This window comes from Desulfogranum japonicum DSM 18378, assembly GCF_000429945.1.
GTDB classification, from domain to species: domain Bacteria; phylum Desulfobacterota; class Desulfobulbia; order Desulfobulbales; family Desulfobulbaceae; genus Desulfogranum; species Desulfogranum japonicum.
Genome location: NZ_AUCV01000002.1, coordinates 120,645 through 146,952 on the forward strand (window position 1 = coordinate 120,645; position 26,308 = coordinate 146,952).

Annotated in this window: 20 protein-coding genes; 9 read left to right on the forward strand and 11 right to left on the reverse strand. The window is 45.4% G+C overall.

Features of this window, described 5'->3' with window-relative positions:
• Nucleotides 1-345 precede the first annotated feature (345 nt).
• The 4 genes from G493_RS0102555 (at nucleotide 346) to G493_RS0102570 (ending at nucleotide 5,020) form a co-directional block, all read left to right on the forward strand.
• Nucleotides 346-2,421 carry a TRAP transporter permease gene (locus G493_RS0102555; protein ID WP_028579106.1) on the forward strand — a complete coding sequence of 692 codons (2,076 nt, stop codon included), beginning with the start codon at nucleotides 346-348 and terminating at the stop codon, nucleotides 2,419-2,421.
• A 32-nt stretch (nucleotides 2,422-2,453) separates the two neighbouring features.
• A complete protein-coding gene (locus G493_RS0102560; protein WP_028579107.1) occupies nucleotides 2,454-2,945 on the forward strand; it encodes a universal stress protein in 492 nt (163 codons plus the stop codon).
• Between the two features lie 600 nt (nucleotides 2,946-3,545).
• Nucleotides 3,546-4,187, forward strand: a complete 642-nt coding sequence (lexA, locus tag G493_RS0102565) for a transcriptional repressor LexA (RefSeq protein WP_028579108.1) — start codon at nucleotides 3,546-3,548, stop codon at nucleotides 4,185-4,187.
• A gap of 44 nt (nucleotides 4,188-4,231) precedes the next feature.
• Entirely contained in the window at nucleotides 4,232-5,020 is a 789-nt protein-coding gene (locus G493_RS0102570) for a DUF72 domain-containing protein (RefSeq protein WP_028579109.1), read from the forward strand.
• Between the two features lie 12 nt (nucleotides 5,021-5,032).
• Here the strand turns inward: G493_RS0102570 and G493_RS0102575 are convergent, their stop codons facing one another.
• From G493_RS0102575 to G493_RS0102585, 3 genes are read right to left on the reverse strand one after another with little or no spacing between them, the layout of a single operon-like run.
• Nucleotides 5,033-5,725, reverse strand: coding sequence for a hypothetical protein (locus tag G493_RS0102575; RefSeq protein ID WP_028579110.1), 693 nt, complete (start codon nucleotides 5,723-5,725; stop codon nucleotides 5,033-5,035).
• The gene (locus G493_RS0102580) at nucleotides 5,722-6,387 is read right to left on the reverse strand and encodes a potassium channel family protein (protein ID WP_028579111.1); all 666 of its coding nucleotides are present in this window, start codon (nucleotides 6,385-6,387) and stop codon (nucleotides 5,722-5,724) included. Before G493_RS0102580 ends, G493_RS0102575 begins: the two co-directional genes overlap by 4 nt.
• Nucleotides 6,388-6,406: 19 nt before the next feature.
• Nucleotides 6,407-8,419, reverse strand: a complete 2,013-nt coding sequence (locus tag G493_RS0102585) for a TrkH family potassium uptake protein (protein ID WP_205623624.1) — start codon at nucleotides 8,417-8,419, stop codon at nucleotides 6,407-6,409.
• A 297-nt stretch (nucleotides 8,420-8,716) separates the two neighbouring features.
• On the opposite strand from G493_RS0102585, the gene G493_RS0102590 reads away from it, so the two are divergent.
• Both G493_RS0102590 and G493_RS27495 read left to right on the forward strand, forming a co-directional pair.
• Nucleotides 8,717-9,916, forward strand: coding sequence for a DNA polymerase Y family protein (locus G493_RS0102590; RefSeq protein WP_028579113.1), 1,200 nt, complete (start codon nucleotides 8,717-8,719; stop codon nucleotides 9,914-9,916).
• A gap of 101 nt (nucleotides 9,917-10,017) precedes the next feature.
• Nucleotides 10,018-13,023, forward strand: a complete 3,006-nt coding sequence (locus G493_RS27495; protein ID WP_051308958.1) for a DNA polymerase III subunit alpha — start codon at nucleotides 10,018-10,020, stop codon at nucleotides 13,021-13,023.
• A 66-nt stretch (nucleotides 13,024-13,089) separates the two neighbouring features.
• Here G493_RS27495 and G493_RS27500 read toward each other — a convergent pair whose 3' ends face one another.
• Nucleotides 13,090-15,042: a methyl-accepting chemotaxis protein gene (locus tag G493_RS27500; RefSeq protein WP_084813388.1), complete on the reverse strand. Its 1,953-nt coding sequence runs from the start codon at nucleotides 15,040-15,042 to the stop codon at nucleotides 13,090-13,092.
• A gap of 790 nt (nucleotides 15,043-15,832) precedes the next feature.
• On the opposite strand from G493_RS27500, the gene G493_RS27505 reads away from it, so the two are divergent.
• The gene (locus G493_RS27505) at nucleotides 15,833-16,747 is read left to right on the forward strand and encodes a DMT family transporter (protein WP_035273282.1); all 915 of its coding nucleotides are present in this window, start codon (nucleotides 15,833-15,835) and stop codon (nucleotides 16,745-16,747) included.
• Between the two features lie 201 nt (nucleotides 16,748-16,948).
• On the opposite strand, the gene ppk1 is transcribed toward G493_RS27505, so the two are convergent.
• The 6 genes from ppk1 to recD2 form a co-directional block, all read right to left on the reverse strand.
• Entirely contained in the window at nucleotides 16,949-19,105 is a 2,157-nt protein-coding gene (gene ppk1, locus G493_RS27510; RefSeq protein ID WP_035273400.1) for a polyphosphate kinase 1, read from the reverse strand.
• A 96-nt stretch (nucleotides 19,106-19,201) separates the two neighbouring features.
• A complete protein-coding gene (locus tag G493_RS31705) occupies nucleotides 19,202-19,765 on the reverse strand; it encodes a DUF4136 domain-containing protein (protein ID WP_028579114.1) in 564 nt (187 codons plus the stop codon).
• 268 nt (nucleotides 19,766-20,033) lie between these two features.
• Nucleotides 20,034-21,074, reverse strand: coding sequence for a phospholipase A (locus tag G493_RS0102620; RefSeq protein WP_028579115.1), 1,041 nt, complete (start codon nucleotides 21,072-21,074; stop codon nucleotides 20,034-20,036).
• A gap of 23 nt (nucleotides 21,075-21,097) precedes the next feature.
• Nucleotides 21,098-21,277: a hypothetical protein gene (locus G493_RS0102625; RefSeq protein ID WP_028579116.1), complete on the reverse strand. Its 180-nt coding sequence runs from the start codon at nucleotides 21,275-21,277 to the stop codon at nucleotides 21,098-21,100.
• Between the two features lie 5 nt (nucleotides 21,278-21,282).
• Entirely contained in the window at nucleotides 21,283-22,170 is an 888-nt protein-coding gene (folD, locus tag G493_RS0102630; RefSeq protein ID WP_028579117.1) for a bifunctional methylenetetrahydrofolate dehydrogenase/methenyltetrahydrofolate cyclohydrolase FolD, read from the reverse strand.
• 105 nt (nucleotides 22,171-22,275) lie between these two features.
• The gene (recD2, locus tag G493_RS0102635; RefSeq protein WP_028579118.1) at nucleotides 22,276-24,747 is read right to left on the reverse strand and encodes an SF1B family DNA helicase RecD2; all 2,472 of its coding nucleotides are present in this window, start codon (nucleotides 24,745-24,747) and stop codon (nucleotides 22,276-22,278) included.
• A gap of 204 nt (nucleotides 24,748-24,951) precedes the next feature.
• On the opposite strand from recD2, the gene G493_RS0102640 reads away from it, so the two are divergent.
• Both G493_RS0102640 and G493_RS0102645 read left to right on the forward strand, forming a co-directional pair.
• On the forward strand, nucleotides 24,952-25,185 hold the full coding sequence (locus G493_RS0102640) for a NifU family protein (protein ID WP_028579119.1): 234 nt from the start codon (nucleotides 24,952-24,954) through the stop codon (nucleotides 25,183-25,185).
• Between the two features lie 11 nt (nucleotides 25,186-25,196).
• A complete protein-coding gene (locus tag G493_RS0102645; RefSeq protein ID WP_028579120.1) occupies nucleotides 25,197-25,589 on the forward strand; it encodes a cell wall hydrolase in 393 nt (130 codons plus the stop codon).
• Between the two features lie 188 nt (nucleotides 25,590-25,777).
• On the opposite strand, the gene G493_RS0102650 is transcribed toward G493_RS0102645, so the two are convergent.
• Nucleotides 25,778-26,143, reverse strand: a complete 366-nt coding sequence (locus tag G493_RS0102650) for a hypothetical protein (protein WP_028579121.1) — start codon at nucleotides 26,141-26,143, stop codon at nucleotides 25,778-25,780.
• Between the last annotated feature and the right edge of the window lie 165 nt (nucleotides 26,144-26,308).

Below are 26,308 nucleotides of genomic sequence, written 5' to 3' on the forward strand. Positions count from 1 at the left end.
CATGCTGCACTTCGTTAAAAAAGGACGCAGGCTTTTTAGTATCATATCTACACAATAGTAAGAGATATACGGGTCAGGGGTGTGGGAAGGAATGATTATTCAAAGATTACGCAGGATATTGATTCAGCCATATCGTTGGGAGTAATTGATCATAGGGGAGATCTCCCTGCTTTCATTTACATCATCGATATTGCTGAACTGGAATACCGGCAAGGTTGGATACGTCATTTTTTCAGCGGCCCTTAGAACGTTTTTATTCCACATGCGATTGAAACCACGTGGGTATCCGTGAGTATGAAAAATAAGGAATAAAATGGTAGTTGTGATTTCAACAGGAGGCCATTGATGAGTAATATCCGCATCGATAAAATAGAAGATGGTGTTGAGCAGGCAAAACGTCTTGCTGAAGAGGAAGAAGGTATTGGTCGTAAACCCCAGGGGTGGCAAAAATACCTGATCCCTACCATAGCCATCGCATGGAGTCTTTTTCAGCTCTCCCTACCTAAATGGCTGCTGATCGATTCAACGTACATCCGAGCCATTCATCTGGCATTTGCCTTGGCCCTGGTGTATTTAAATTATCCTTTACTTAAAAAACCGGTTTTTGGAGTAAAGTATTTTTCCAGGCACAGAAGAATACCAATTCTCGATATGCTTCTTGCTGCATTCGCAGCATATTGTGCGTTATATCTGGTTATTAACTATGACGAACTGGTGGTGCGTTACGGCAGCCCGTCAGTCATGGATACGGTAGTTGGGCTTGCTCTTGTGGGCGTTTTACTTGAAGCGGCAAGACGCACAATCGGCCCTGCCCTGCCGATTATTGCCACCGGTTTTATTATTTATGCCTTTGCTGGTCCGTATATGCCAGACCTCATTGCTTTTAAAGGAACATCCATGAACCGTTTTGTCGGTCAGATGACCATGTCAACCGAAGGCATTTATGGTATTCCTCTGGATGTGTCTGCAACCATTGTTTTTCTGTTTGTGTTATTTGGAGCGATGCTGGATAAAGCCGGAGCCGGTCATTATTTTATACAATTATCCCTCAGTCTTCTCGGGCGGTTTAAAGGGGGACCGGCCAAGGCTGCAATTATGGGATCCGGCCTTACAGGACTTGTTTCAGGATCATCCATTGCAAACATCGTAACCACTGGAACCTTTACTATCCCCATGATGAAAAGAGTTGGCTACCCATCAACGAAGGCTGCTGCGATTGAGGTTGCAGCATCCACCGATGGTCAGCTTGCTCCGCCCATTATGGGTGCTGCAGCTTTCATCATTGCAGAGTATGTGAACGTACCATATATCGAAGTTGTAAAAGCTGCTGCTATACCAGCATTTGCTTCCTATGCGGCTCTGTTTTACATATCGCATATCGAGGCCTCGAAGCTTGGTATTCGTGGTATGTCAAAAAGTGAACTACCTCTGTTTTTTAAAACTCTTATGAGTGGTGTTCATTACCTGATACCGCTTGCCATGCTTCTGTATGAATTGATAGTTGTACGCCATTCGCCAGAACTTGCGGCTTTTAACGCCATCATGGTCATGTTCGTTATAATGCTTCTTCAGGAACCGGTAATCGCATACCGTAACAAACAACCGATGCTGCCGGCCCTTGGAAAATCTATCATAAACATTCTTGAAGCTCTGGCTTCCGGCGGCAGAAACATGGTTGCTGTAGCACTGGCAACTGCTGCGGCAGGTATCATTGTTGGAGTAGTTGCCCTCGGACTTGGTAACCTCATTTCTGAAATTATAGATGTTCTTTCCATGGGTAACGTCGTACTCATGCTGGTCATCACCGCCATTGCCAGTCTGATTATAGGTATGGGATTGCCAACTACGGCTACATATATCGTTATGGCGTCCCTTACAGCTCCTGCAATAGTCAACGTGGGCGCGATGCAGGGGTTTATTGTTCCTTTGATGGCCGCCCATCTGTTCTGCTTTTACTTCGGGATTCTGGCTGACGATACTCCTCCCGTTGGCCTGGCAGCATATGCCGCCGCAGCAATCGCGAAATCTCCTCCTATCTCCACCGGCCTGCAGGGATTCATGTACGATATACGTACCGCAATTCTGCCTTTTATGTTCATTTTCAATACAGATCTCATTCTGCATAATGTCTATTCCTGGACCCAGGGTATCCTTATTTTTGTGATGACCTGTCTTGGGAATTTTGCATTTGCTTCGGCCACCCAGGGGTGGTTTATTGCGCGTAATAAGGTGTGGGAGATTCCGCTGTTTTTATGCGTAACGTTTATTCTGATGAGACCTGACCAGATCGCATCGTGGATTGGGCTTGCACAAGACCAACGATACTGGACATACCTCATAGGTGTGGGACTGTTTATTGCAATTTACCTGATGCAACGTCCACGCATACCCAAAACTGAACAGGATACGGTGACGGCCTGATCAGGTTGCAGAACAACAAAATTGGAGAACGTATGAAACCTGTCAATACAATACTTGTTCCTTTGGCATTTTCTCCCTTTTCAAAAGGAATTCTCGTATACAGTGCTAGACTTGCCAAAGCGTTGGATGCAGATCTCATCATCATCAATGTTATAAATGAACGCGACGTTGAAACCGTGCAGACCATTACTGCCTTTGGTTACAAAGTTGATGAAGAACATTATGTAGAGGAAATCGAAAAACAACGCATTGCGTTGTTGGAGACAATGCTCAAGGAGATAGACTATCCTGAAGAGCGTATCCGCTTCATTTTTAAGGTTGGCAGGCCAGCAGATACTATCTTGAAGCTGGCCATGAAAGAACAGGTTGATATGATTGTCATGGGCCTGAAAGCTAAATCAGACTTCATGCATGCACTGAGTGGTTCTGTAGCGGAAAAACTTTTTCGTCGTTCACCTATTACCATTGTTTCCTACCGGGACGAAAATTTATCCCAGAAACTCGCCAAACGTATTGGATTCTGAAAACCATCCCCCTCCTGTCCTGCAGGCAGAAGGGGGATGTTTTTTTTATCTGGCATAGTTAACAAAGGCAAACTCTGATGACCTGGCAGGCTGTTGAAAAACTCGAAGACACGTGAGAATCTACTATATAATACGCTGAACTTTACAAATGTCAGCCATTACTCTCACATCTGTACATTAATACAAAAAGTGAACCCATTGTATTCATATCTGAGAGGAAACGATTTTTTGACAGTTTTTTGTTCGCATAAATGTTTATTCAAAAAAATATGAGAAGTACGTGGTAGCACAGATTCCATGGAGTAACTGTGACCTGATACATATTTTCTCTTTACTCTCCGTGCATCAGAAAGTAATATTACATTAAATGACGATTGTCCATGGATGGTCATTTCATCTGGTAACTGTGTATTCCAAAATTTAGCTTCGCCATGGGATGCATTTTTACCACAGGCATATATCTGCTATCGGAGTCTCCACTTGCCTTCGAGTATGAAATTTTGAGCATAACGCGGAAAAGGACCAGGCAAGTGATAGATGAAACGCCTAAAAGATCCCATTATCGACAGACACTGGGCAAACTATATTTAAGGTTAGAATATGCACCAACTTCCCCTGACTCCGAGACAGCGGGAATTTTACGCCTATCTCGAGAACCAGATAGCCAGGCACGGCCACTCTCCAAGTTTACGGCAGGCAGCCCATGATATGCGCATCAGCCATACGGCCGTGGCCAGTCTCCTCCACACTCTTCAGGAAAAAGGGTGGTTAAAACGTGAAGGGCGTTACAGCCGAAATATCACTCTGCTTTCGTCGGCTGTTGAAAAGGATGTTGTTCCGCAGGGAAAGCAGATTCCGATTATCGGCAGGGTAGCCGCAGGATTGCCTCTATATGCCCAGGAAGAATGGGCTGGAACTGTCTATGTGGACAGCACTCTCTACCGAGGTAACAACCTTTTTGCCCTCACGATAGAGGGAGATTCCATGAAAGACGTCGGGATCCTCAATGGAGATCTGGCCATTTGTGAACCCAGACAATTTGCCGAAAATGGCGAGATCGTAGTAGCCCTGATTGATCATGAGGAGGCAACTGTAAAGAGATTCTTTTACCGGGGCGATCATATCGAACTGTTTCCAGAAAACAGCGAACACCAGTCCATGCGTTTTGGGCTTGGTGACGTGCTGATTCAGGGAAAAGTCATCGGTATTCATCGGGGGCCTGAACAAATGAAAAAACTATAACCCGATACTGATTTTTCCTGGAAACACAAAGGAATAATGACTCCATGACATGCTCTGTATTTGTCGGGACATCAGGCTTTTCCTATCCGGAATGGGTAGAGCACGGCATATATCCTCCCGGCACAAAATCCGCTGACATGTTACAATTGTACAGTGTACTTTTTCCAGTTATCGAACTCAACTACACCTGGTATCAGATGGTACGCAAGGAAAGTGTTGAGCGTATGTTGAGCCGCCTGGAAAAGCCTTTATATTTTACCGCCAAGCTGACCCGCAGCATGACCCATGAAATTGATGGGCACTGGCGACATCAGGCTGCATTATACTGTGAAGGTATTAAACCGCTCCTCGAGGCAGACAGCCTCCTTGCTGTCCTGGTTCAGTTCCCAGCCGCGTTTCACCGAACTCAAGCCAATAGATATTATCTGTCGCACTTGTTCGATGCGCTGGCAGACCTCCCCTTAGCGGTAGAATTCCGTAACTCTTCCTGGGCCCATGAACAGGTATATGCTGGATTACAGCAGAGAAATATTACGCTTGTGACGGTGGATACGCCTCCCCTGCCCCGTCTGTTTCCCTGCCTTGACGTGGTGACAAACCCGAAGCTTTTCTACATACGCCTGCATGGAAGAAATAGTCAGGGATGGTATTCCGGCACCATGCAACAGCAATTTAACTATCTCTATTCCAATGAGGAATTACTGCATTTTCAGAATAGATATTTACTCTCCCTGCAACATCGCTGCAGCCAGGGGGTTATTTTTTTCAATAACCATGTAGCTGGCCAGGCTGTCCATAATGCAAAGACTCTGGTACGGATGCTTCAGCAATAACCAGACACTACTTCAAAATACTCTTTCATTTCCAGCACTGTATTCTTTATAGGAGATATTTGCATCAAGGAGTTCATTTATATTGTTGAAAACTTTGCGTATATTTTGCGGAGGATTCTCCATGGTACAGCGACGCATGCTTGCCCCCTGCCTGAATGCTGTTATTACTGCATCGATTTCCTCAATCGGCTCAGAAAGATTTTTCTGCAGAGAACGAAGAAAAATCATCCCTATGATAAATGAAGTGGTGCCCATAAATACAATAGCCCATGCTCCGGCTTTTCCCAGTTGCTGGGCCCCAATATCGGCTCTATGCATCGCCTTTCGATTAACTTCGGCCAGGGCTTCAATGGCACTGAGCGTCTGGGCAAGGGCTAGTGTATCTCCGGTAAAGGCAGCTGGGTAATAGGTGATAATGCTGCGTATGACTACGGGCTCTTTTTTTTCTGTAATATTATCCTCAGCATTCTGCAGGGCGTTGCGAAATCGTTCGATTGGCCTACTCCCGTCATCTATTGTAATATTCGCCTGCAGCAAGGCTGTTAACATGTTTTCGCAGGATTCCAGGGAAGCAGCATTACGTGCAATGATCACTTCAATGGCCGGAGCCATGCGCATAAAAATCCAAATAGAAGCAAACGCCATGAAGAGATTCATAACAATGAGCAGCCATGCACCGAATTGTACAGGTTGTGCAATTTTCATGACTCAAATCCTTTTGTCAACAGAGGGATTGCTGCCTCATTGGAGGCGATAATCAAGCTGTCATCTTTCTGTAAAGGATCATCCGGTGAAGGTTGCAGCACCCTTTTGCTGGTTCCCCGCCGTATCCCAACCACCATGATTCCATACCGCTTAGGGAGTGCGAGTTCCATCAAACTTTTGCCTATCATACCAGGTTGGATCAAAATCTCAGTAAGATGCAGATCGTCACCCAAGTTCGTATCAACGATGACGTCTCTATAGAGCAGGCGATTGGCAAAACGCTTGCCAAATTCATGCTCAGGGTTGATTACCTGGTGGGCTCCGACAAGGTGCAATATTCGCTGATGCACCTTGTCATTTGCCCGTGCAATTACGACAGGCGCCCCCATTTGCCGTAAGAGAGCAGTGCAAATAATGGAGGATTCCCTGGAATCATCGCCGATCGCGCAAACAGCTGCATCCCGCTTTTTGGGCTCAAGTCGAGCCAGATCGGTTTCATCAGTTGCATCTATAACTATAGCTTCAGCGACAAATGTTGCGGCTTCTTCCACCAGTGCGGTGTTGATATCAACCGCCAATACTTCCGCACCTTTCTCTGAAAGTGTTCTCGAAAGAGACATGCCGAACTGTCCGAGTCCGATAATGAGTATTTGTTGTGCCATGGACTTACTACCTCGTTGCTCATGTAAAAGAAATACGTTCTACGGGATATCTGGTGTCAGAAACAGCCTGTTCATTCCTGAGGAGCATAAACATGGATATCGGCCCAACCCTCCCAAGAAACATGGCTATAATGACGATGACCTTTCCTATTCCATCCAGCATAGCCGTAGCTCCTATGGACAATCCAACCGTACCAACAGCCGATGTCGCCTCAAAAATCAGGCTACGGGAAGAAATAGGCTGGGTAACCTCGAGCATAATGACAACCAAAAAACATACAGCTGTTCCGGCAATCATTATCGTTATCGCGCGATATACAGTATCATTATGAATACGTCGGTGTTGAATAACCAGTTGACTCTGGTTCGTGATATTTGCCCAAAAAGTCATGGCCAAAACGCCCACTGTGGTGGTTTTTACTCCTCCTGCCGTACCGCCTGGACTGCCGCCGATAAACATCAAAAACAAAAAAACGAGAAAAGTCGGGTTTGAGATGTTTGTCAGGTTCACGGAATTGAAACCAGCTGTACGAAGTGTAACTGACTGGAACCATGCGTTTTGACATTTTTCTGCAAATGAAAATCCCGCTAAAGCACCGTCCCATTCAAAAACCAGCATACACAGAGTTCCGCAAAACAAAAGGACAACCGTGCTGACCAGGGCTATTTTTGCCGGAATGGGAACTGTTTTTCCTCTGATCCATCGCGGAATCATAAGACTGGTTGCCGGAGCTAACCCACCTGCAATGATCAACACCGCGATCGTGTGCAAAACCAGGGGCTGACTCTGGTATGGAACAAGACTGTTAGTCTGCAGAGCAAATCCTGCATTACAAAATGCAGATACAGCTGTAAATACACCTCGCCAGAGGGCCTGCACAAAGGAGTCGCCAATTCTGTAAAATTCCGCCACAAGTAAAAGAGCCCCTATCCCTTCAGTTATAAACGTAAACTTCAGTATACCCCCTAGAGATTGCAGGAGATCCTGATGGCTCGTATCTGTCATGGATGTCAGGAGTTTCTCATGTCGAAGACTCAGGCGTCGCCCCATGGCATGGAGTGCAACCGTTGTAATACTCATAATTCCCAGGCCACCGAGCTGTATCAAAACCAGAATGATCCCTTGTCCGAAGAAAGTAAAGTCCGTGGAGGTGTCAAGGACACTCAGTCCTGTTACACAGACAGCACTGACCGAAGTAAACACTGCATCGATAAAGGAAATGCTTCCCAATGATGTTGATGCGGGAATGCTCAAAAATAATGACCCAGCCAGGCTCAGCAAAAAAAACGTGGTAAAAAGAATTCTTTCAGGATGGGTCAGTAGAAAGCTCCACCACTGTTCTTCTTTTTCCAGTCGTCCCTGCTTTTGGGGTGCATGAGGCATTAACAGAAGAAAAACCGGACAAAGCAAGATAACCAGGCAAATGACAAACGTTTCGGAAAATTGGGATACAGAAAATATTACTGTAACCATCGATAACAGGGATAATGCAACGCGCCACCATGATCTGATCGCCACAGACCATTGCAGAAAAAGTGCTTGGCCAATACATGATGCGGCTGCGAAACCATCCACTCCAAATTTGCTCCCGGAGACCGAGAATACGATGGAAATCATGACTACCATGGGTGCAGCCAGGGTACCCCACCATGATCGCTGCAGAGAGTAGCCGGCATGATTGACCAAGGTTTTCAGACTTGCATCAGTCACCTTACCAAGAAGGGAAACAATAAATACAACAGTGACAGAGGCTGCAAGCGCCAGCGCAGGGGCTGTCACCAGACAGGGCAATATCATTCCATACATAGTAAGGACTGCACCTATTCCCAGAAATTTCCCCAGTAAAGGTCTCCTCAACAGGGTGAAACCACTACAAAGAAAGAATACCGCTGAAATAACCATCAGAATAACCTGCCAGTTATCCGTCCTCCCCGCCCCAGCTCCGTCCCCGAAAAAAATTATGGGCAGAGATGAAAACGTCAGGAAAACGCCTTCGATCCCCGCTCGAGAGATATATTGTTTTGATCTCATTATATCTTAATTCGCCTATTATCTTTTGTTCAGTAACTGCTCATAGGGCAGGTGACTAAATCTGGAAACTTTCCTGTGCGTGTAAGTAGTTACATGGTACCTGAGGTTTTCGCAAGCAGGGTTGGATAATATAGTTTTCCACGGCCAATAAGTGCATACCTCTTTCAAGTGTAAATGACAAGACCCTGAGCAGGCATTCTGTTTCTGTTCACGAAACATGCCACGAGTGGCAGGTAGCAGCCCTGCGAATGTACAGTTTAACTTTACATTAACTGTACATTTGTCTATTATTTTTTCATGGAACGAAAAATAATTCACCTAAATATTGCTGACTTCAGTGTAGCCGTTGAACGCTTACTGGATAGTTCGTTGCAAAGTTCAGCACTTATCATTGCGGCACCGACCCCTCGATCCACAGTGTATGACATGAGCGAAGAGGCATATCAGGACGGGGTGCGTAAGGGAATGATGCTCTATCAGGCACGAAAACGATGTCGTCAGGCGATCGTCCTGCCGCCAAGGCCTGAACAGTATCAGAAAATTTTAGGTCGTTGCCTGGAGCATGCCCGTCAATTTTCTCCACGTATAGAACCGTCACAGGGTAATGGACATATTTACCTTGACGTCACCGGAACGCACCGGCTGTTTGGTCCACCGCCGGATATTGGTTGGCGATTGCGAAACATTCTTCGCCAGGATCTGGGCCTTGATCCCATATGGTCGGTTGCTCCAAACAAACTCACTGCCAAGGTGGCCAGTCGTCTGGTTAAGCCTGTGGGGGAGTACATTGTCGCTGCAGGTGAAGAGGATACCTTTCTGGCTCCCCTGGACCTGCATTTACTTCCCGGCATCATGCCCCATGAATTATTCCAACTGCGCAGTATACACATGTACAAAGTCTATCAGGCACTCCACCTGTCAGCACATGAACTTGGCCTTCTGTTTGGCACTCGGGCGCATAGTCTGTACCAACTGTTGCGTGGCATAGATCTGTCTCCTGTAAGTAGCAACTCACCTGCAACAACAAGGCAAAGGTATGTGCATGTCTTCAATCAAGATACCAATCATGAACCTCTGGTTCGCTCGGTAGTTGCATATATGAGCGCCCAAGGGGCTCATGACTTACGGGAACGTGGCTTGGGATGTCTACAGGTGGGAATTCAGTTGACTTACAGTGACAGCATCCAGGTAACCAGACAGGCAACAGCTAACTCTCCTGCCACAGACAACTATGCTATGGAGCAATTAGCCCTTACAGCGTTGTATAGATGCTGGCGAAGGCGAGTACGCTTACGCCGGATAGAACTGTACTGTTCCCGGTTACGCCAACCTGTACAGCAACTCTCTCTTTTTTCTGACAAGGGCAAGATTCAGCAACACACAAGAAATCATGCCATAAGCAAAGCTTTGGACAGCATTCAGGGGAAGTACGGTTCGTTAACAGTACAGCGAGGAATATGCCTGCATCCAAGCGCTGCGTTACCACCTATCCAATAGAGGGGACACGTTCGTTTTTATAATGACAAAATAGTACACAAAAACAGTTAAATGGAAATGAAACCTAGAAACAACATTATAATTTCAGGTGTGACGCAGTCATGATTCCCCTTGGTGTACATTCTCATTTTTCCTTTATGCGTGGTACAGCATCCATGCCTGCATTGTGTCGGTACGCTCGAAAACAGGGATACAGCACCGTTGGGCTCACAGATTTGGGAAGCCTGCATGGGTTATGGTCTTTTCTTGCCGCCTGTGAACGAGAGCAGATCAAACCGATAATTGGTGCTGAAATTCACAGCAACAGACAGCAGATTTATTGTCTGGTAAAAAACCTCAGGGGATATCGTCATCTCTGTCAACTCCTTACCCGTGCACATCGCCAGTTGAATTTTGATCTGTATCAATCACTTCAAGAACTGCACCAGGGAATGGTCTGCCTGGCGGCTACCCCATCATTGCTGCGTTATTGCCATGAAATAGAGGCTGATACCTTTGCCGCCCTTCCAGGTGGCCCCAATCGGAAAAACAGTGAAATGTTCCGCATGGCAAAACAGCTGCATATACCCGCAGTGGCTCTCAGTGATGCTTTTTTTCTGCAGCCTTCTGATCATGTGCTGCATCAACTGCTTAGAGCCATTGACACGAACAGTTCACTTAGCCGTATCAATATGCAGGAACAAGTTGAAAAAAACAGGTATCTCGCTGCTCCAACAGAATATCGGCAACGGTTCAATCAATGGCCGGAAACAATCATGGCAACCCATGCAGTTGCGGAAAGATGTAACTATCGCAAACCTGTATTTGGTCTGGTGATGCCACCTTATACAGAGGATGATGCCAGATCAATACTCCGTTATGCAGCCTATGAGGGGGCTCTCAAACGTTACGGTAAGCCTTTGCCTCATCCAGTAGTAAGTCGACTGGATCACGAGTTGCAAGTAATTGAAAAAATGAGATTCTCATCGTATTTCCTGGTTGTGCGAGATATTATTGGCCCTGTAGCCAGAACCTGCGGTAGAGGATCCGGTGCCGCCTCGCTAGTTGCTTATTGCCTGTTTATCACCAATGTCTGCCCTGTGAAACACAATCTCTATTTTGAACGGTTTCTTAATCCTGGAAGAACTGATCCTCCTGACATTGACATAGATTTTTCCTGGGATGAACGTGATACCGTTCTCACCGGAGTATTGGAGCGGTTCGGATGCAGGGCAGCCATGGTTTGTAATCATGTTCTCATGCAGCCGCGAATGGCAATTCGAGAGACAGCCAAGGTTTTTGGCCTGCCGGGAGCTGAGGTAAGTCAGGTTACCAAAAGACTTCCCTGGATGTGGCGAGCCCATCATCATCAGGAGGGATACATGGACTATATTTCCTCCCTCCCTCAATTGCGTAACGAGACCTTTGCAGAGCCCTGGCCGCGAATCTTCCGTATGGCAGCTCAGATAGCAGGTACACCGAGAAATCTTTCAGTACACCCTGGCGGAGTCATTATTACCCCTAAACCCGTTGATCACTACGTTCCAGTGGAAACTGCCCCAAAAGGTATTCCTATTATTCAATGGGAAAAAGATGGTGCTGAAGAGGCAGGTCTGGTCAAAATAGATCTGCTCGGCAACCGCAGTCTCGGAGTTATCAGGGATACAATTCAGGCCATCGGAGAACAAGGTATTATCTTTGATGAACATTCCTGGGAACCGGAGGATGACATTTCAACCAGGCAGAATATTGCCAAAGGCAACACCATGGGGTGTTTTTATATAGAGAGCCCAGCCACACGTCTTCTGCAACGAAAAGCCAGGACCGGTGATTTTGCACATTTAGTGCTGCATTCCTCCATTATCCGGCCTGCTGCCAATGAGTACATACGTGAGTATCTGCGACGACTGCACGGCGGTCAATGGCAGCCCCTGCATCCACTGGTAGGGAATGTACTCAATGAAACCTATGGTATCATGGTCTACCAGGAAGATGTCTCCCGGGTTGCTGTACAGTTTGGTTTCTCCCATGCCGATGCTGACCGGTTGCGTAAAATCATGTCTAAAAAGGATCGCCACCATACTCTGGTAGATTATCAATCCCAATTTTCTCAAAGCGCTGCGGAAAAAGGAGTGGGGCAGGAAGACATTGCACGTATCTGGGATATGATGATGAGCTTCAGCGGCTATTCCTTTTGCAAACCCCACTCTGCCAGTTACGCCAAAGTATCATTTCAGGCTGCATATCTGAAAACCCACTACCCGGCCGAGTTCATGGCAGCAGTTATTTCCAATCAGGGAGGATTCTATTCCACTTTCGCGTATGTATCAGAAGCCCGCCGTCTTGGAATTGCAATCCAGCCTCCCGATGTCAATCGGAGCAGAATCCACTGGCATGGGCATGACAAAAAACTTCGTGTAGGGCTCATGGCTCTTAACGGACTCTCCCATGCAACCATGCATACTATTATTCAAAAACGAAATAGAGGGCCTTATGGAAGCCTTATGGATTTTTTACAAAAAGTGAAACCTGAGCGTAATGAAGCCCATGCCCTTATTCACTGTGGAGCCCTGGACTGCTTGGAACCACATACGGACAAACAACAAAACAGAGGAGTACTATTCTGGATACTCAACATTTGGTTACAACAAAAACACGCTTCACCCGCACGTTTGTTTGGCCATGGCTGCTCTGCTCCAAAATTACCAGAGCAGCCGCCCCTGGAACGACTACGAAACGAGTATCGTATACTCGGCTTTTTGTGTCACATCCACCCCATTACTTTATATGACAACTATCGACAACGATTTCAAACTATAAAAGCGGAACAAATCAGCAATTCGTGTTCCGAAAATCAGACCATACGTTTTCTTGGCTGGCTCATTACGGGAAAAATCGTTGGTACCAAGCACGGAGACCTTATGGAATTTCTCAGCTTTGAAGACGAGACAGGACAGGTGGAATGCACCTTTTTCCCACAAGTCTACAAACGGTATTGCCATCTGCTACACAGTAAAGGTCCACTCTTACTTGAAGGGATTATTGATAAAGAGTTTGGTGTCCACACATTAACTGTACACAAAGCAGCAGATAAGCAGAGTGGTTTTCGTTTTGCCAGCGATTATTAACCTGACGGCTATGGATCATAGGGGTGAAGGTGCACCCCTTGTCCGTTATTGGCTGACGGTTTCCTGCTATTGCCGAAAAGTATCCAGGGTTATTTTCAATTGTTCTGCCAGCCTAGAGAGTTCTTCGGCACTGGCCTGCACTTTATTGCTGCCGCTGTCGACGGCCTGGGATGCTTGATTGACCATGGATATTTCGTCTGCAATACCATTTGCCGCCACAGTACTCTGAGCAACATGTTCATTCACCTCTGAAATACCTTCGGAGATCTGGGCAACATTTTGGCTTATTTCTGACGTAGCCGCAGACTGTTCCTCCACAGAGGTGGCGATAGTGGTTATTATGGCATTGATTTCACTGATAACCGTGGAAATACCTTCAATATCCATAATTGTTGTTTGGGTGGAACTCTGCATTTCTTCAATCTGCTTTTTAATATCCACAGTTGCCTCAGCTGTTTGTCTGGCCAGCTCCTTAATTTCATTAGCCACAACGGCAAATCCTTTCCCAGCTTCCCCTGCCCGTGCCGCTTCAATGGTAGCATTAAGAGCAAGTAGATTGGTCTGCTCGGATATTTCAGTGATAGCTTCGGTTACTTTACCTATTCTGTCCGCGCTCCCTCCCAATTCACTCATTTTACCGGAGGCTAAAAGAGTTTTTTCAACTGCCTGCTCTGAAATAATCTTCGCCTGTTCCGTTTCTTGAGCTATTGTGCTGATTGTTGAAGACATTTCTTCAGTAGAGGAGGCCACCATATTGGTATTGGTGGCTGACTGCTCCATTGCCACTGAAACGGAATGGATATTGGCGTTCATGTCTTGCGTTGAGGCGGCAACATTTTTCGTTTTCTGTGCTGCATCACTCGCCGCACCAATCAAATCACTAGAAATAACACTCAGTTCATCTGAAGAAGAAGAGATGGTATTGATGCCCAGGGAAAGATCGGTGATGATAGCCGAAATATTGGTGCGCATTGTATTAAGACTTGCAGCCAGCTCCTGAAACTCATATCTGAATCTCCCTGAAAGTTCCTGGGACAGTTTCCCGCTGGCAATATTTTTGGCAAAAACTTCCATGTGCTTGAGGGGAGTGACAAACAATTTTCTCATCAGGAAGTTGATCAGCAAAATAACAAGAACTACAGTGGCTATTCCCATGATCAAGAGAATAATTTTCTGCTTGCTCGCGCTTGCTGCAAGCTCATCTTCATAGGCACTCATTGCTATTACCCAACCTGTGGCTTCGTTGGTTGTAAATGCCAGTATCTTCTTTTCTCCTTTCCACGTATAGCTCACTGTGCCTTCTTTATTCTTCAGCATGGTCTGGGTAAAAGCATATTGCGATATATTCTCCAGAAGAAGCTTTTTATCAGCTGCATGGGCAATAAGTCGTCCCTCATGGTCGATGACGAAAGCATACCCTCTTTTGCCAAAGGCAATGGGATCGATGAAAACCCTGGTAAAACTGGTCCAGTTGGGGACGACCGCCGCTCCACCCACAATATCTCCGTTCCTGTCATAGACAGGCTGTGAGATGGCAAAAAACAGGGAGCCATCAACTTTGCTTTTAAGCAGGGTTTTCTGAATAAATTCAGCCTTGCCGGAAAGAGCAGCCTTACAATAATCTCTACTGCTTACATCGACACCCTTAATATTTTTTAATCCCGAATCAAAACCCTGGGTGATTTTTCCTTGCTGGTCAAACACATAAAGATAATTGTAATTGCTGTATTTCTTGATGAATGTTTCCAGGCGTTTTTCCCCGACCGGGCTCTCTCCGGTCAAGGAATTGGTAATGGCAGACTGGTGAGCTAGAGAAAAGAGCAGATTACCTGCCCCGTTGAGATATTGGTTGAGGGATTGGTTGACAGAACGGGCCATGCCCAGCATGCTTTCCTGTTGATTGTGCAGCACCATGCTTCTTGAGGAAAAATTGATATAGAGCACGAGGCCTGCCACGGCAATGAGAATCACAAAAGAGACATACATGGTCAAAATTCTACTGATACTTTTCTTAAACATACGTAACCTTAAAAAAATTTGAATTAACGTATTAACATCTCAATAGATTATTGTCTCAAGCTCTACAGAAAGTGTATACCATCCTATTTTTTTTTCCAGAAATTTATCCTGGGCTTCGAATTTCGATATATTTTCGGATCCTTGTCATAGTTGCGGGAGATAAGGAGGTATACTGTCTAGAATGCGCACGAATATAACGCTGTGGGATTACTGTTGTAAGAGGTAAAAAAGGTAAAGGTCGTCCCAGAATCTATGGGAACCGTCTTGGCAGTGCTGATGACTGTGCAGAGAGATGGCGTGACATGGCAACGAGTTGTACCTGGGGCGCCTCAGTAATTCATGGCAGGCTTATCGAAAACGGGCCGTAAAACAGGAAGCTTCTGCATCTTAAGGAACCGTCAAAATTTATGGCTCCCCGCTTTTCAGGAAAATCCATAAAAAATCACATCACTTCAGGCGTTGGAACTACAGACAGCTTCTGGGTCTGATAAAAATATTGCATAGCAGTAAAAATGCATCTACAAGAAAGGGGAGAAATATTTACAAAATATTTACCTCTCATCTAATTTTATTAAATAGCGTATTCGCTTGCTCGAACATGCTGTTGTAGATGTGCAACTGTCGCAAGATCATAGGGTTGCCTTAAAAATAGGTCAAAATGCCCACGAAACAACTCGGCAGTAACGCGCATTGGACGTAGGCAGTATTGAGTAAGCGGAAAAAATGCGACTTTTGCATTGGAGGGAGACTGGAATCAGTCACCTGCTGGATACTTTTCAACACCTTTTTTATGAATATTCCCACGTATTTTTCCCTCATCCTGACCACTTTTTTCTGGGGCGGGACATTTATTGCCGGTCGTGCCCTGGCGGGATCAGTTCCTCCGGCCACTGCCGCATTTTATCGTTTTGCCATTGCCTCGGTCGCGCTCCTGGCTCTCTGCCGCATCATTGACGGTCGCTTGTCCTTCCCGCCCCCCAGTCTCTGGTTTTCCCTGCTGTTGCTCGGATTTACCGGTGTATTCAGTTACAATATCTGTTTTTTTAACGGACTGCACTACATCGAGGCGGGGCGTGCTTCACTCATCATTTCACTCAACCCTCTGGCCATTACACTTTTTGCCTCTCTGTTTTTTCACGAGACGCTAACACTCAGGCAATTAAGCGGTGTTATTTGCTCACTCGTTGGCGCCATTTTTGTTATTAGCAACGGTCACCCCGCTGTCATTCTCACCGGCAGTTTTGGCCGAGGTGAACTGGCAATACTCGGCTGTGTCATCAGTTGGGCTACCTATTCCCTGGTGGGACGCTCTGTGGTCAAGACACTTACCCCGTTGTCAGCTGTACTCTATTCATCCATTCTCGGCTGCCTGATGCTCCTTTTTCCAGCCTTACAGGAAGGCCACCTATTGCTAGCCAAATACTCATTTATGGACGTTGTCAATATCGCTTACCTTGGTCTCTGCGGTACTGCCATCGGCTTTTCTCTCTATTACCAGGCAATCCGAAAAATCGGCGCAACCAGGTCGAGCGTATTTATCAATCTCGTGCCGGTGTTTGCCATTCTGCTTTCATGGGTTATGCTTGGAGAAGCAATCAAACCGAGTGTGCTCTCCGGTGGCTTGCTAGTTCTGGCCGGAGTATCGCTCACCAATATGCCGAAGAAAAACAAAAAGAAGATTCTGTTCAAAAGGAATGCCACCTGAAATCAGTGCCCGGTGAGGTTTCCATTCATTTTTGGTTGCGGAACCGTTGTCTCAAAATCACAGGAGCCGCCTAGCAGTGGTGATGTTAAAAGGTTTTAATAATGTCTTTTTTTTGAAACATGTGGCTATTTTTCACATGCATTGTTGCCTGCCCTCGAACTGAGCATCCCCTTTGGGGACACTATCTAGCAATCGACGACCTTATTTATTTTTTCGTTTGGCTATTTTTTTAGTAGCAAACTTCTTCTTGTACTGTTTTCTGGCCGCTGCCAGGCGCTCCGCACTCCTTTCAATCAAGAGATCTTGACTGGATCGAATTTGGTCGACCTCTGCAGGTTGACGCTGGATATAGCTTCCATCAGATTGCATATCCCAGGCGCTTCGTTGATCTGCAAGTTGCAGGTCTAAAATTTCCCGTAACTGTCCTCTTAAGGTTTCATCGACTATCGGCGTGATGACCTCTACCCTTCGTTCCAGATTGCGCTTCATCAAATCAGCCGAACCAATGAAATATTTTTCATCACCCCGATTTTTGAAGTAATAAACACGGGCATGTTCAAGAAATCGTCCAACTATGGAAATAACAGAAATATTTTCTGAAAGTCCTGGTATTCCTGGTCTGAGCAGACAGCTGTCTCGAACAATCAGATTGATCTGTACGCCAGCCTGGGAGGCCTGATACAGTGCGGCAATGATATCAGAGTCGGTCAAGGCATTGGTTTTGAGCTGAATCAATCCTGGATTTTCAGTTGTGTGGTTATCTATTTCGGCCTGGATATACTCCAGAAGAGCGTTTTTTAAAACCCGCGGCGAAGGCAATAGTTTGATATATTTACGCTGCGGCGCATATCCCATGGTAAGAAAATTAAACAACTCGGTCAAATCTCGTCCGATTTCAGGGTCACAGGTTAACACGCCCAAATCACTATATAGCCTTGCGGTTCCAGCGTGATAATTCCCAGTTCCCACATGGGCATATCTTTTCAGGCCATTGTAGTCTCTTCTTACTACAAAAATAACCTTGGAATGGGTCTTTAACCCCACAACACCATAGGTAACATGAATACCGGCTTCTTCCAGATAGGTCGCCCAGTGAATATTTGCAGACTCATCAAATCGCGCCATCAACTCCACCACAACGGCTACCTGCTTGCCGTTATGTGCAGCATCAAGTAAATATTGGATAATACGTGAGTCTGAAGATGTTCTGTACAAAGTCATTTTAATGGCAAGCACTTTAGGATCAGTACTGGCTTCCTTGAGAAAACGCTCAATGGATGCACTAAAAGATTCATATGGGTGCTGCAACAGGAAAGGACCTTCTTTACGAATCAGATGAAATATATTAGGAGCATCGCTGTCCAGCTTATAATGATTCAAAGGTTGGTGTGCTGGATACATAAGCGCTGGCTTGTTGATGCCCACAATCTGCATCAGATCATGCTTATCCATGATACCGTTGACTGTAAATACATCCATTCTGGAGTCAATACCAAGCTCGGCAGCCAACATCCCCCTATGTTGCGGGGTCATGTAGTCACTGACCTCCAGACGAACAATCTCTGCAAATTTACGGTCACGCAGTGCAGACTCAATCATGGATAGCAGATCGGTAGCCTGATCAACGGTATTTTCGGTTACTGCGTTTCTGGTAACCCTGAACAGTTCAGCACTATCTATAACCATGCCAGGAAAAATCTTATCCAGATTATTGGCAACCACATCTTCGTAACGTACATAAATATGCTTGTGTGCATCCACACGTATAAACCGGGGGATACCTCCAACTCCAATGGGCATTTTAATACGGTTTAAAAAGATATGATTGTCGTTTTTATGATGGGTTGCCACCAGAAGATTCAGGGAAAGATTGGAAATAAATGGAAACGGGTGTGCAGGATCCATTCCCTGTGGAGTCAGCAGCATGTAAATATTTTCGTCAAAATAAATATCTATGCTCTTCTGGTGCTCCTGTTCAAGCTGGCTATATTCAAGTAGATGCACTTGTTCATCTGCAAGCAATGCAAGAAGTTGTGTCTCAAGGGCTTGCTGCTGAGACAGAATATCCCGGACAACTTCATATGCCTCTTTGATCTGCTGCTGGGGCGTTCGTCCGTCCACAGAGAGTTTTTTCAAGCCAGCCCCAACCTGCTGCTTCAACCCCCCTATACGTTTCATGAAAAACTCATCCAGGTTGGAACTGATAATGGACATGAACTTCACACGTTCCAAGAGAGGGGTACGATCATCCTGTCCCTCATGGAGTACCCGACGATTAAACTCCAGCCACGTAAGCTCCCGATTCAAATACCATTCCGAACTTGAGAGATCAAATTGATCTTTTCCGTCTTCCAGCATCTCTAAAAGTGCAACGGATGATTCTGCAACCGAAAAAATTTTCTGTTTATCGTCTGTCATTTTTACATTTGCCATAACGGTTTGTTTGGTAAGGTATTATTTTTCATGGCCAGGGGGGAAATGATTCAATATCTCAGCTACGTATTCATCAATAAAATGCTGCATTTTCTCCTGATCATCGTATTTCCTGCTCATGCGAATGCCCTCACCTCGCCATATCAACTCGGAATCCGCAGCTCTTATAATATCTATAATCAGCGTCCCTTCCGTATAGTAATGGATATCTACCCTGTCCCTGTAATAATAGCTTCTCGGCCAGGGGTACATGTAAAATCCATGGGGACCGCCCCAGTCAATAACCTGCATTTTGTTTTCAAAACCAGCTTGTACTGCCAGGTACACGTCAGGTGTATCAGCCAGGATATATCCCCGGCCCTGCATGTAGGTGTTAACACCTTCAACAATGCGTTTTTTCAGTAAAGGGTTTGCCTGCAACGCATCACCTGGTATTTGAATCTCTGTCCAACCATATGTGCGAATGCCTTGAAACGCTGCATTCTGATCAAAATCATAATGTACGCTGATGGGATTGCAACCGCTACAGAGACATAGAGAAACCAGGTATGCGCAACATACAAAAAATCGGGATAAAAAGATCATAAATCTTCTCCCATGAAAATGGTTTGAAGACTTCTCGAACAAAAATCCTTATTTATGGATAGATACTGACTACATATTATAAGCTGGAAGCGGTGAGAATGAAAGTTAAAGATGTGTTAGGATTTTTTCAGCAGCTCCGGTCAGAGTGCCAGGGCGATTGTCGAACATTTCTGAAAATACTCTGGTGATCAGGAATGTTCAAGCAAGCCCTCCGGGTTACCCGGAGGGCTTAGCAGTGTATATTCACACAAGTCATGGAAAATGCAGATTAAAGCCAATCGGTCAGAGAGACACCAATACCTATACGGTTAGTGTGCTGGTTATAATCAATCAGACTTTCACCATAACCATTGAAATATTGAACATATCCCCGGAGATATGGCCAGTATAAAAGAGGAAAGCTCCAACTGAGTTGCACCGCACCTTTTGAAAATTCGGATTCTATATTGTTGCGGGTCATCAGGCTGAACACGTTCTCTTTGTATCGATAGGCTGCAAGGAGCTCACAATGCCCCATGTAGTCACTGATATCGGGATTGTCATCATCAGCTTCGGATTCCGGGATACGAACCCACGGCTTAAAACCAAGGGCCAGATTGCCATGCTCTAAGGTAATATTGGCATACACCCTGTTCCAACTTCTTGAGAGTGTGCCCCCCTGCCCGTTTGACTGATGACTAAAGCCAATCCTACTCAACGTGTTGTTAAAGCCAAGCATATTCCATTCAGGATGAAATTGCAGCCAAACTTCTGGTTCATGGTTGGTCTCGCGAAATGGCGAGGAGATATCATCGTTGAATACCTGCCAGAATGATCGATTGGTATAGGCGGCATAGATATCCATGGAACTGCCAAATAAATCCGTCATCAGGGGAAACTTGACAGACAGCTGAAATTGAGCCTCCATATCGTCGAAACGGACATCCTGGACCCCATATTGCTCGTTAAACGGATCCTCGTTATATCCATCTGAATTGTGGGCAAAGAAAAGCAGATAATTGGGTTTATGCGCCATGAGTGTAAACGGTTCAAGAACATGCTCATTATCAAGCTTTACTCTTTCCTCAACTACCCCCACTTCGATCTTATTTTTCGTGCTGATGCCGGCCTGTTCTGGAACCGCCTTGACAGCAGTTTCCTTTTGTTGCCGATTCTGACAACGCTCCCTGAGTTGTCCCATGGTAACATCATCCGCAGCTGTTTCCATGGCTTTATAAAGACACTGTTTAAACGTGTCTGCCTGAACATACAAGGGAAAGATAACTACACCGCATATACAAAAAAAAGAAAACAGCCACATTCTATTCATACAACGTTTACCAAGACCGAGCTTTAAGCTTCTTTATTCTCTTCAGAGGCTTTTTCATCATCTTCAAGAATGTATCCAAGACCATAACAAGCCGGGCACTCCTCCCTGGTAATAAAGAATCGACTTTCTCCTTGAAAATAGCCAATCTCCCCAGATCCACCGCAGGTGTCACAAATCTTTTTCTTTTCTTGTGAATCAGCCATGAAACTTAAGCAATGTTTGCCTGCTGCTTTGCAGCCTGGACAGTATTTTTCATCAACATGGTTATGGTCATAGGTCCCACACCTCCGGGCACAGGAGTGATGGCCGCAGCTATTTCCTTCACCTCATCAAAGGCCACGTCACCTGCCAGTTTAGCTTTGCCAGCATCTGTCACGCCGATACGATTGACACCAACATCGATAACCACGACGCCTGCCTTAACCATGTCAGCAGTGATCATGTTGGCCACGCCTGCCGCAACGATAAGTATATCTGCGCGCCTGGTGTGAAACGCCATATCCTTTGTACGTGTATGGCATAAGGTTACAGTAGCATTACCACTGTCTCTTTTTTGCAACATCAAGTTTGCAATCGGTTTACCTACGATATTTGAACGACCAACTATAACCACTTCCGCTCCGGATGTTTCAACACCGGTTCGTTGTAGCAGTTCAAGGATACCATGGGGTGTACAGGGAAGAAAACACTGCTCACCAAGTACCATTTTACCGACATTCACTGGATGAAATCCATCTACGTCTTTTTCAGGATCTATGGCAAAGAGTATTTTGGCCTCATCAATGTGTCTGGGTAAAGGCAACTGTACAAGAATCCCATTGATCTTTGGATCACTATTGTACTTGTGAATCAGATCAAGCAGGTCCTGTTCCGCGGTTTCAGCTGGTAAAGTCACCTGCTCGGAATGAATACCTAAATTTTTAGCAGTTTTATTTTTAGCAGCCACGTATGATTGGGAGGCAGGATCTTCCCCGACCAGTATGGTCACAAGACCAGGGACAACTCCATGTAAGTCTTTGAGTTCCGCTACCTCTCTGGTCAATTCTTCTCTGATTGTTTTTGCAATTTCGGTTCCACTAATAATTTGTGCACTCATAATAACTCGTTGTAAAAGGAATAAAGTAACTTGTACCTGTCAGGATAAGCATTTTTTCGCTGCAAAAGATGAAATATGCAAATTAGCCTGCAGGCTGGCAAATACTCAACATATTTCTCCCCGCAGCAAACTTTTCAGCGCTGTCTGTCGTAATGATGTATCCATATTCCGCACAGCCATTGCAAAAGCTTTGCGCGTACCCACCAACACCACTAACTTTTTGCCCCGGGTAATACCAGTATATAGTAAATTACGAAAGAGCATTTTAAAATGCTGGGTTACCACCGGAATAATCACAGCATCAAATTCCGAGCCCTGGGATTTATGAATGGTGATTGCATAAGCCAGTTCCAGTTCACCGATCTGTTCCTTGCTGTATTCAACCTCCCGGTGATCTGGAAGAAATGAAACCACGACAGTCAGCTCATAGGGATTTACGGAAAGAATTCTGCCAATATCACCGTTAAATACATTCAGATCATAGTTGTTACGTCGATGAATAACTCTATCACCTACCCGGAAAATACGCTCACCAACGTGCAATTCGGCTTTGCTGTCATGGGCAGGGTTTACCTGTTCCTGGAGTGATTTATTCAGGTTGGCTGTACCCAGTCCGCCACGAATCATAGGGGCAAGCACCTGAGTTTCCACATCACTGCCCAAGTATTTGGGAATCCACCTGGTGTAGAGATTGTGTACCACATCCAAGGCAGTCATCCCGTAATACAGAGAGGACCAGGGATGAATTTTTCTGCTCATCACCTTGAGTTGATCTGCTGAAGATTCAGCTGCCGCAAGGGCAGGAAGGTCAACGTGGGCGTATTGTTCAGGGACTGTTGGCAGCACTTGAGTAGCTGCAGCCATTTCCTCATCGGGATCGGTGTATAGTGGTTCTGTGTATTGACATTCTCTGTCTTCAATGGTTCTGTAGTGTCGCTTTATCTTGGCAACAAATTGCATTTGGGCTTTGGTGGCTTCATCTGAATCAATGAAAAAACAATCTACTTGTTTCCATATATCAGGCTCTTTAAATGGTGACTTCAACTGAGGAGTCACTCCGTCATTGATGGAATGAGCAGCTTGAATGATCATGGATTGTGCAGCCTGTCGGAAAATAGTAGTCAAGTGATAACAGGGAATTATTTCGGAATGTATACAGTCTTTCAATACGTTTCCCGCGCCGACAGATGGGAGCTGATCTGGATCACCAATAAACAGCAGCGACGTTTCAGGGCTTACGGCCTTTAATAATGATGCTGTGAGCGAAATATCAAGCATGGAACACTCATCAACAATGAGAAAGTCTGCCTGTAGTGGATTCTCTTCACAACGCTGAAAGCCTGTCCCTTGGAATTCCAACAGACGGTGTATGGTTTTTGCTTCCATTCCAATTACTTCCGCCATGCGCTGGGCAGCCCTTCCAGTTGGCGCGGCAAGCAAGACGGTATTATCCATGGCAAGCAGTAACGCAACTATGACTTTCGTGGTAGTGGTTTTTCCACAGCCTGGCCCACCTGTCAGTATGGAAAAACGCTGATTTGCTATGGCACAAACAGCTGCACGTTGCTCACTGCTCAATTCCAGGCCTATCTTCTGGCAATATTTTTTTACCCAGTTAATAATACGTTTCTGGTCATTATTTTTGGACTCGACATGCAACATAAGGCGCTTTGCGACATAGTCTTCATCGTAATACAACGATTTTGAATAGTAACAGGTCACATGCTCCTGTTCCTTTTCAAGGGCTAGCACTCGAGTACACAGTTGCGATTCCTTCTCCATCAACTCTAACTGTTGAGGAATCACATTTTCTACGGAAAGGTTGAGAAGTACATTCACCTGGTTTGCAATCTGTGTTTGGCTTAAGTAACAGTGACCGGACTCCCTTGCAGAGGAAAGAACATGCCGTATAGCGGCAGTGATCCGCAAGGGACTATCTTCAATAAATCCCATGGACAAGGCCACTTTATCAGCAGTAAAGAAACCTATGCCATAAAAATCAGAGGCTAGTCGATATGGATTCTCCTGAACCAGAGCAATGGCGTTATCTCCGTATTGTTTATAAATCCTCACGGCAAACAGGGTGGAAATACCATGGGATTGCAAAAACATCATCACATCACGAACTGCCCTATGCTCAATCCAGGAGAGCTTGATATTCTCAAGTTTTTTTTCAGCTATACCAGGAACATGAATTAATTTATCAATATCTTTTTCAAATATATCCAGAGTATGTTCACCGAAATGGCCAACTATTTTTTTAGCGGTTTTGGGGCCAACCCCTTTTATCAGCCCTGAGCCAAGATATTTTTCCAGGGCACCGGCAGTGGCAGGTTTTAATTCAGTGGCATAATACGCTTTAAACTGTTTGCCATATACTGAATGATGGGTCCAGTTTCCTACGAATTCCATGGTGGCTCCGGCAAAAACCTTTGTCTGATGAACAGTTACCGTAACCAGGTCGCTGTACCCGGCAAACGTGGAAACTCTGAGGACTGACCACCCATTGCTTTCGTTAAAATAGGTAATTCGCTCCACAATACCGCGGATTTTTTCTTCAACTTTGTTATTGAACAATTTTCCACCAAATCAAGAAGAATGTTGCCTGTAAGCGTTCACAGGCACGCCAATTCGCAAGTAATAACGAAAGATCAGCTTACAAATATATGATAACAGATCAGAGAGTTACCCACCACAGGGAGAGTTACTATTGTCGAGAAGCTCAAGTCGTGCTATGATAGAATGCTTTTGAGATACTGGCAATAAGCAATAGGAGAATTCATGCATCCATTACAACCGGATATCCTCAGAGCCTTGGAAGAGGTTCGTCCAACCCTGCAAAAAGATGGCGGGGATGTCGAATTTATTTCTGTTGATGAGCAGAATGTTGTTACAATACGTCTTACGGGCGCATGTGAAAACTGCCCTATGTCTGAAGTTACCCTCCGAGAGGGAATCGAAAAATTTATCAAAAGTGAGATTCCTGCAGTGCAGTCAGTACAGGCGCTCGCTTAATGTAGCACATCATGAGTTTTTTAGAAGGATTGTTGTGGCTTACTCTCAACGTCTATCACGAGGCGCGAAGTGAGCCGGAAATTGGCCAGTTAGCAGTTGCCCATGTTACCTTGAACAGGGCTATATCAAAACATACCAGTGTCGGAGAGGTTGTCACAGCTCCCTACCAGTTCAGTTGGACGTTCCAGAAAAAATCATACTTCCCTACAGAATTTAACGCATTGCAGCAGAGTGCAGGGGTTGCGCTCAAGGCGCTTACCACTCCTGATTTTACTGATGGGGCCACGTTTTACCATCGTACAGATGTACACCCTAACTGGGCATCAGATATGGTCTTTATCGCACAGTATGGTTCTCACCTGTTCTATCGTAAAGATAGAGATTTTGTTCACGCCACATTTTAGCCCGCATCTCCCTTGCCTTTGGCAAGGAAATACCCTTGGGTAGTATTGATTTCAAAAAGCATCTACGCGTAAATACTATTAGCTACGCGTAGATGCTTTGCACTCTTTAGAGTCCTCTGTAAGTGGCCTTGTCAGAGTCTGAGCCAGCCTACTCTTGGACGAAAAGTCTTGTTTCCTGCACCCCCCTTCTAATTTTTGAAGTCCCACGAGACCATCTTAAACTGACTTGGGGAACCCCATTTTTCCCATCCCACAACTGTTTCTGCGCCAAGCTCTTCGCTATCCAGGGTGACTCTAAGTTGGAGGCGATATGTTATGTTTTCCCCCATCTGCTGTTCTGCTTTGGTAATTTCCAGTAGTTTAAGCTTACTTGCTCGCCGCCCCATCCCATGATTAAGAGCATACTGCTCCTGCTCTACAGCATAATGAGCAGCCATAATGATCCGGGGTTTATCGATAGGTATTTCAATATAGGCGTTGGGATCTGGTTTGTCAGTAATGCAACCAGTCAGGACCACAAGCATAACCATAAGCATGAATGAAAAAATACGCATACAAGGTCCTCCTCCAGTAAGGACGAAATGAATCCTGAAAACACAAGTACTTTTTTTATTTTTACGCACTATCCAGGTAGTGGAGTACCTTAACATTTCTTGCTCAAGCGGTCTATTATGAATGGAATCTGCCCTTGAATTGATGTTGGAAAGTCAGGAAAAATT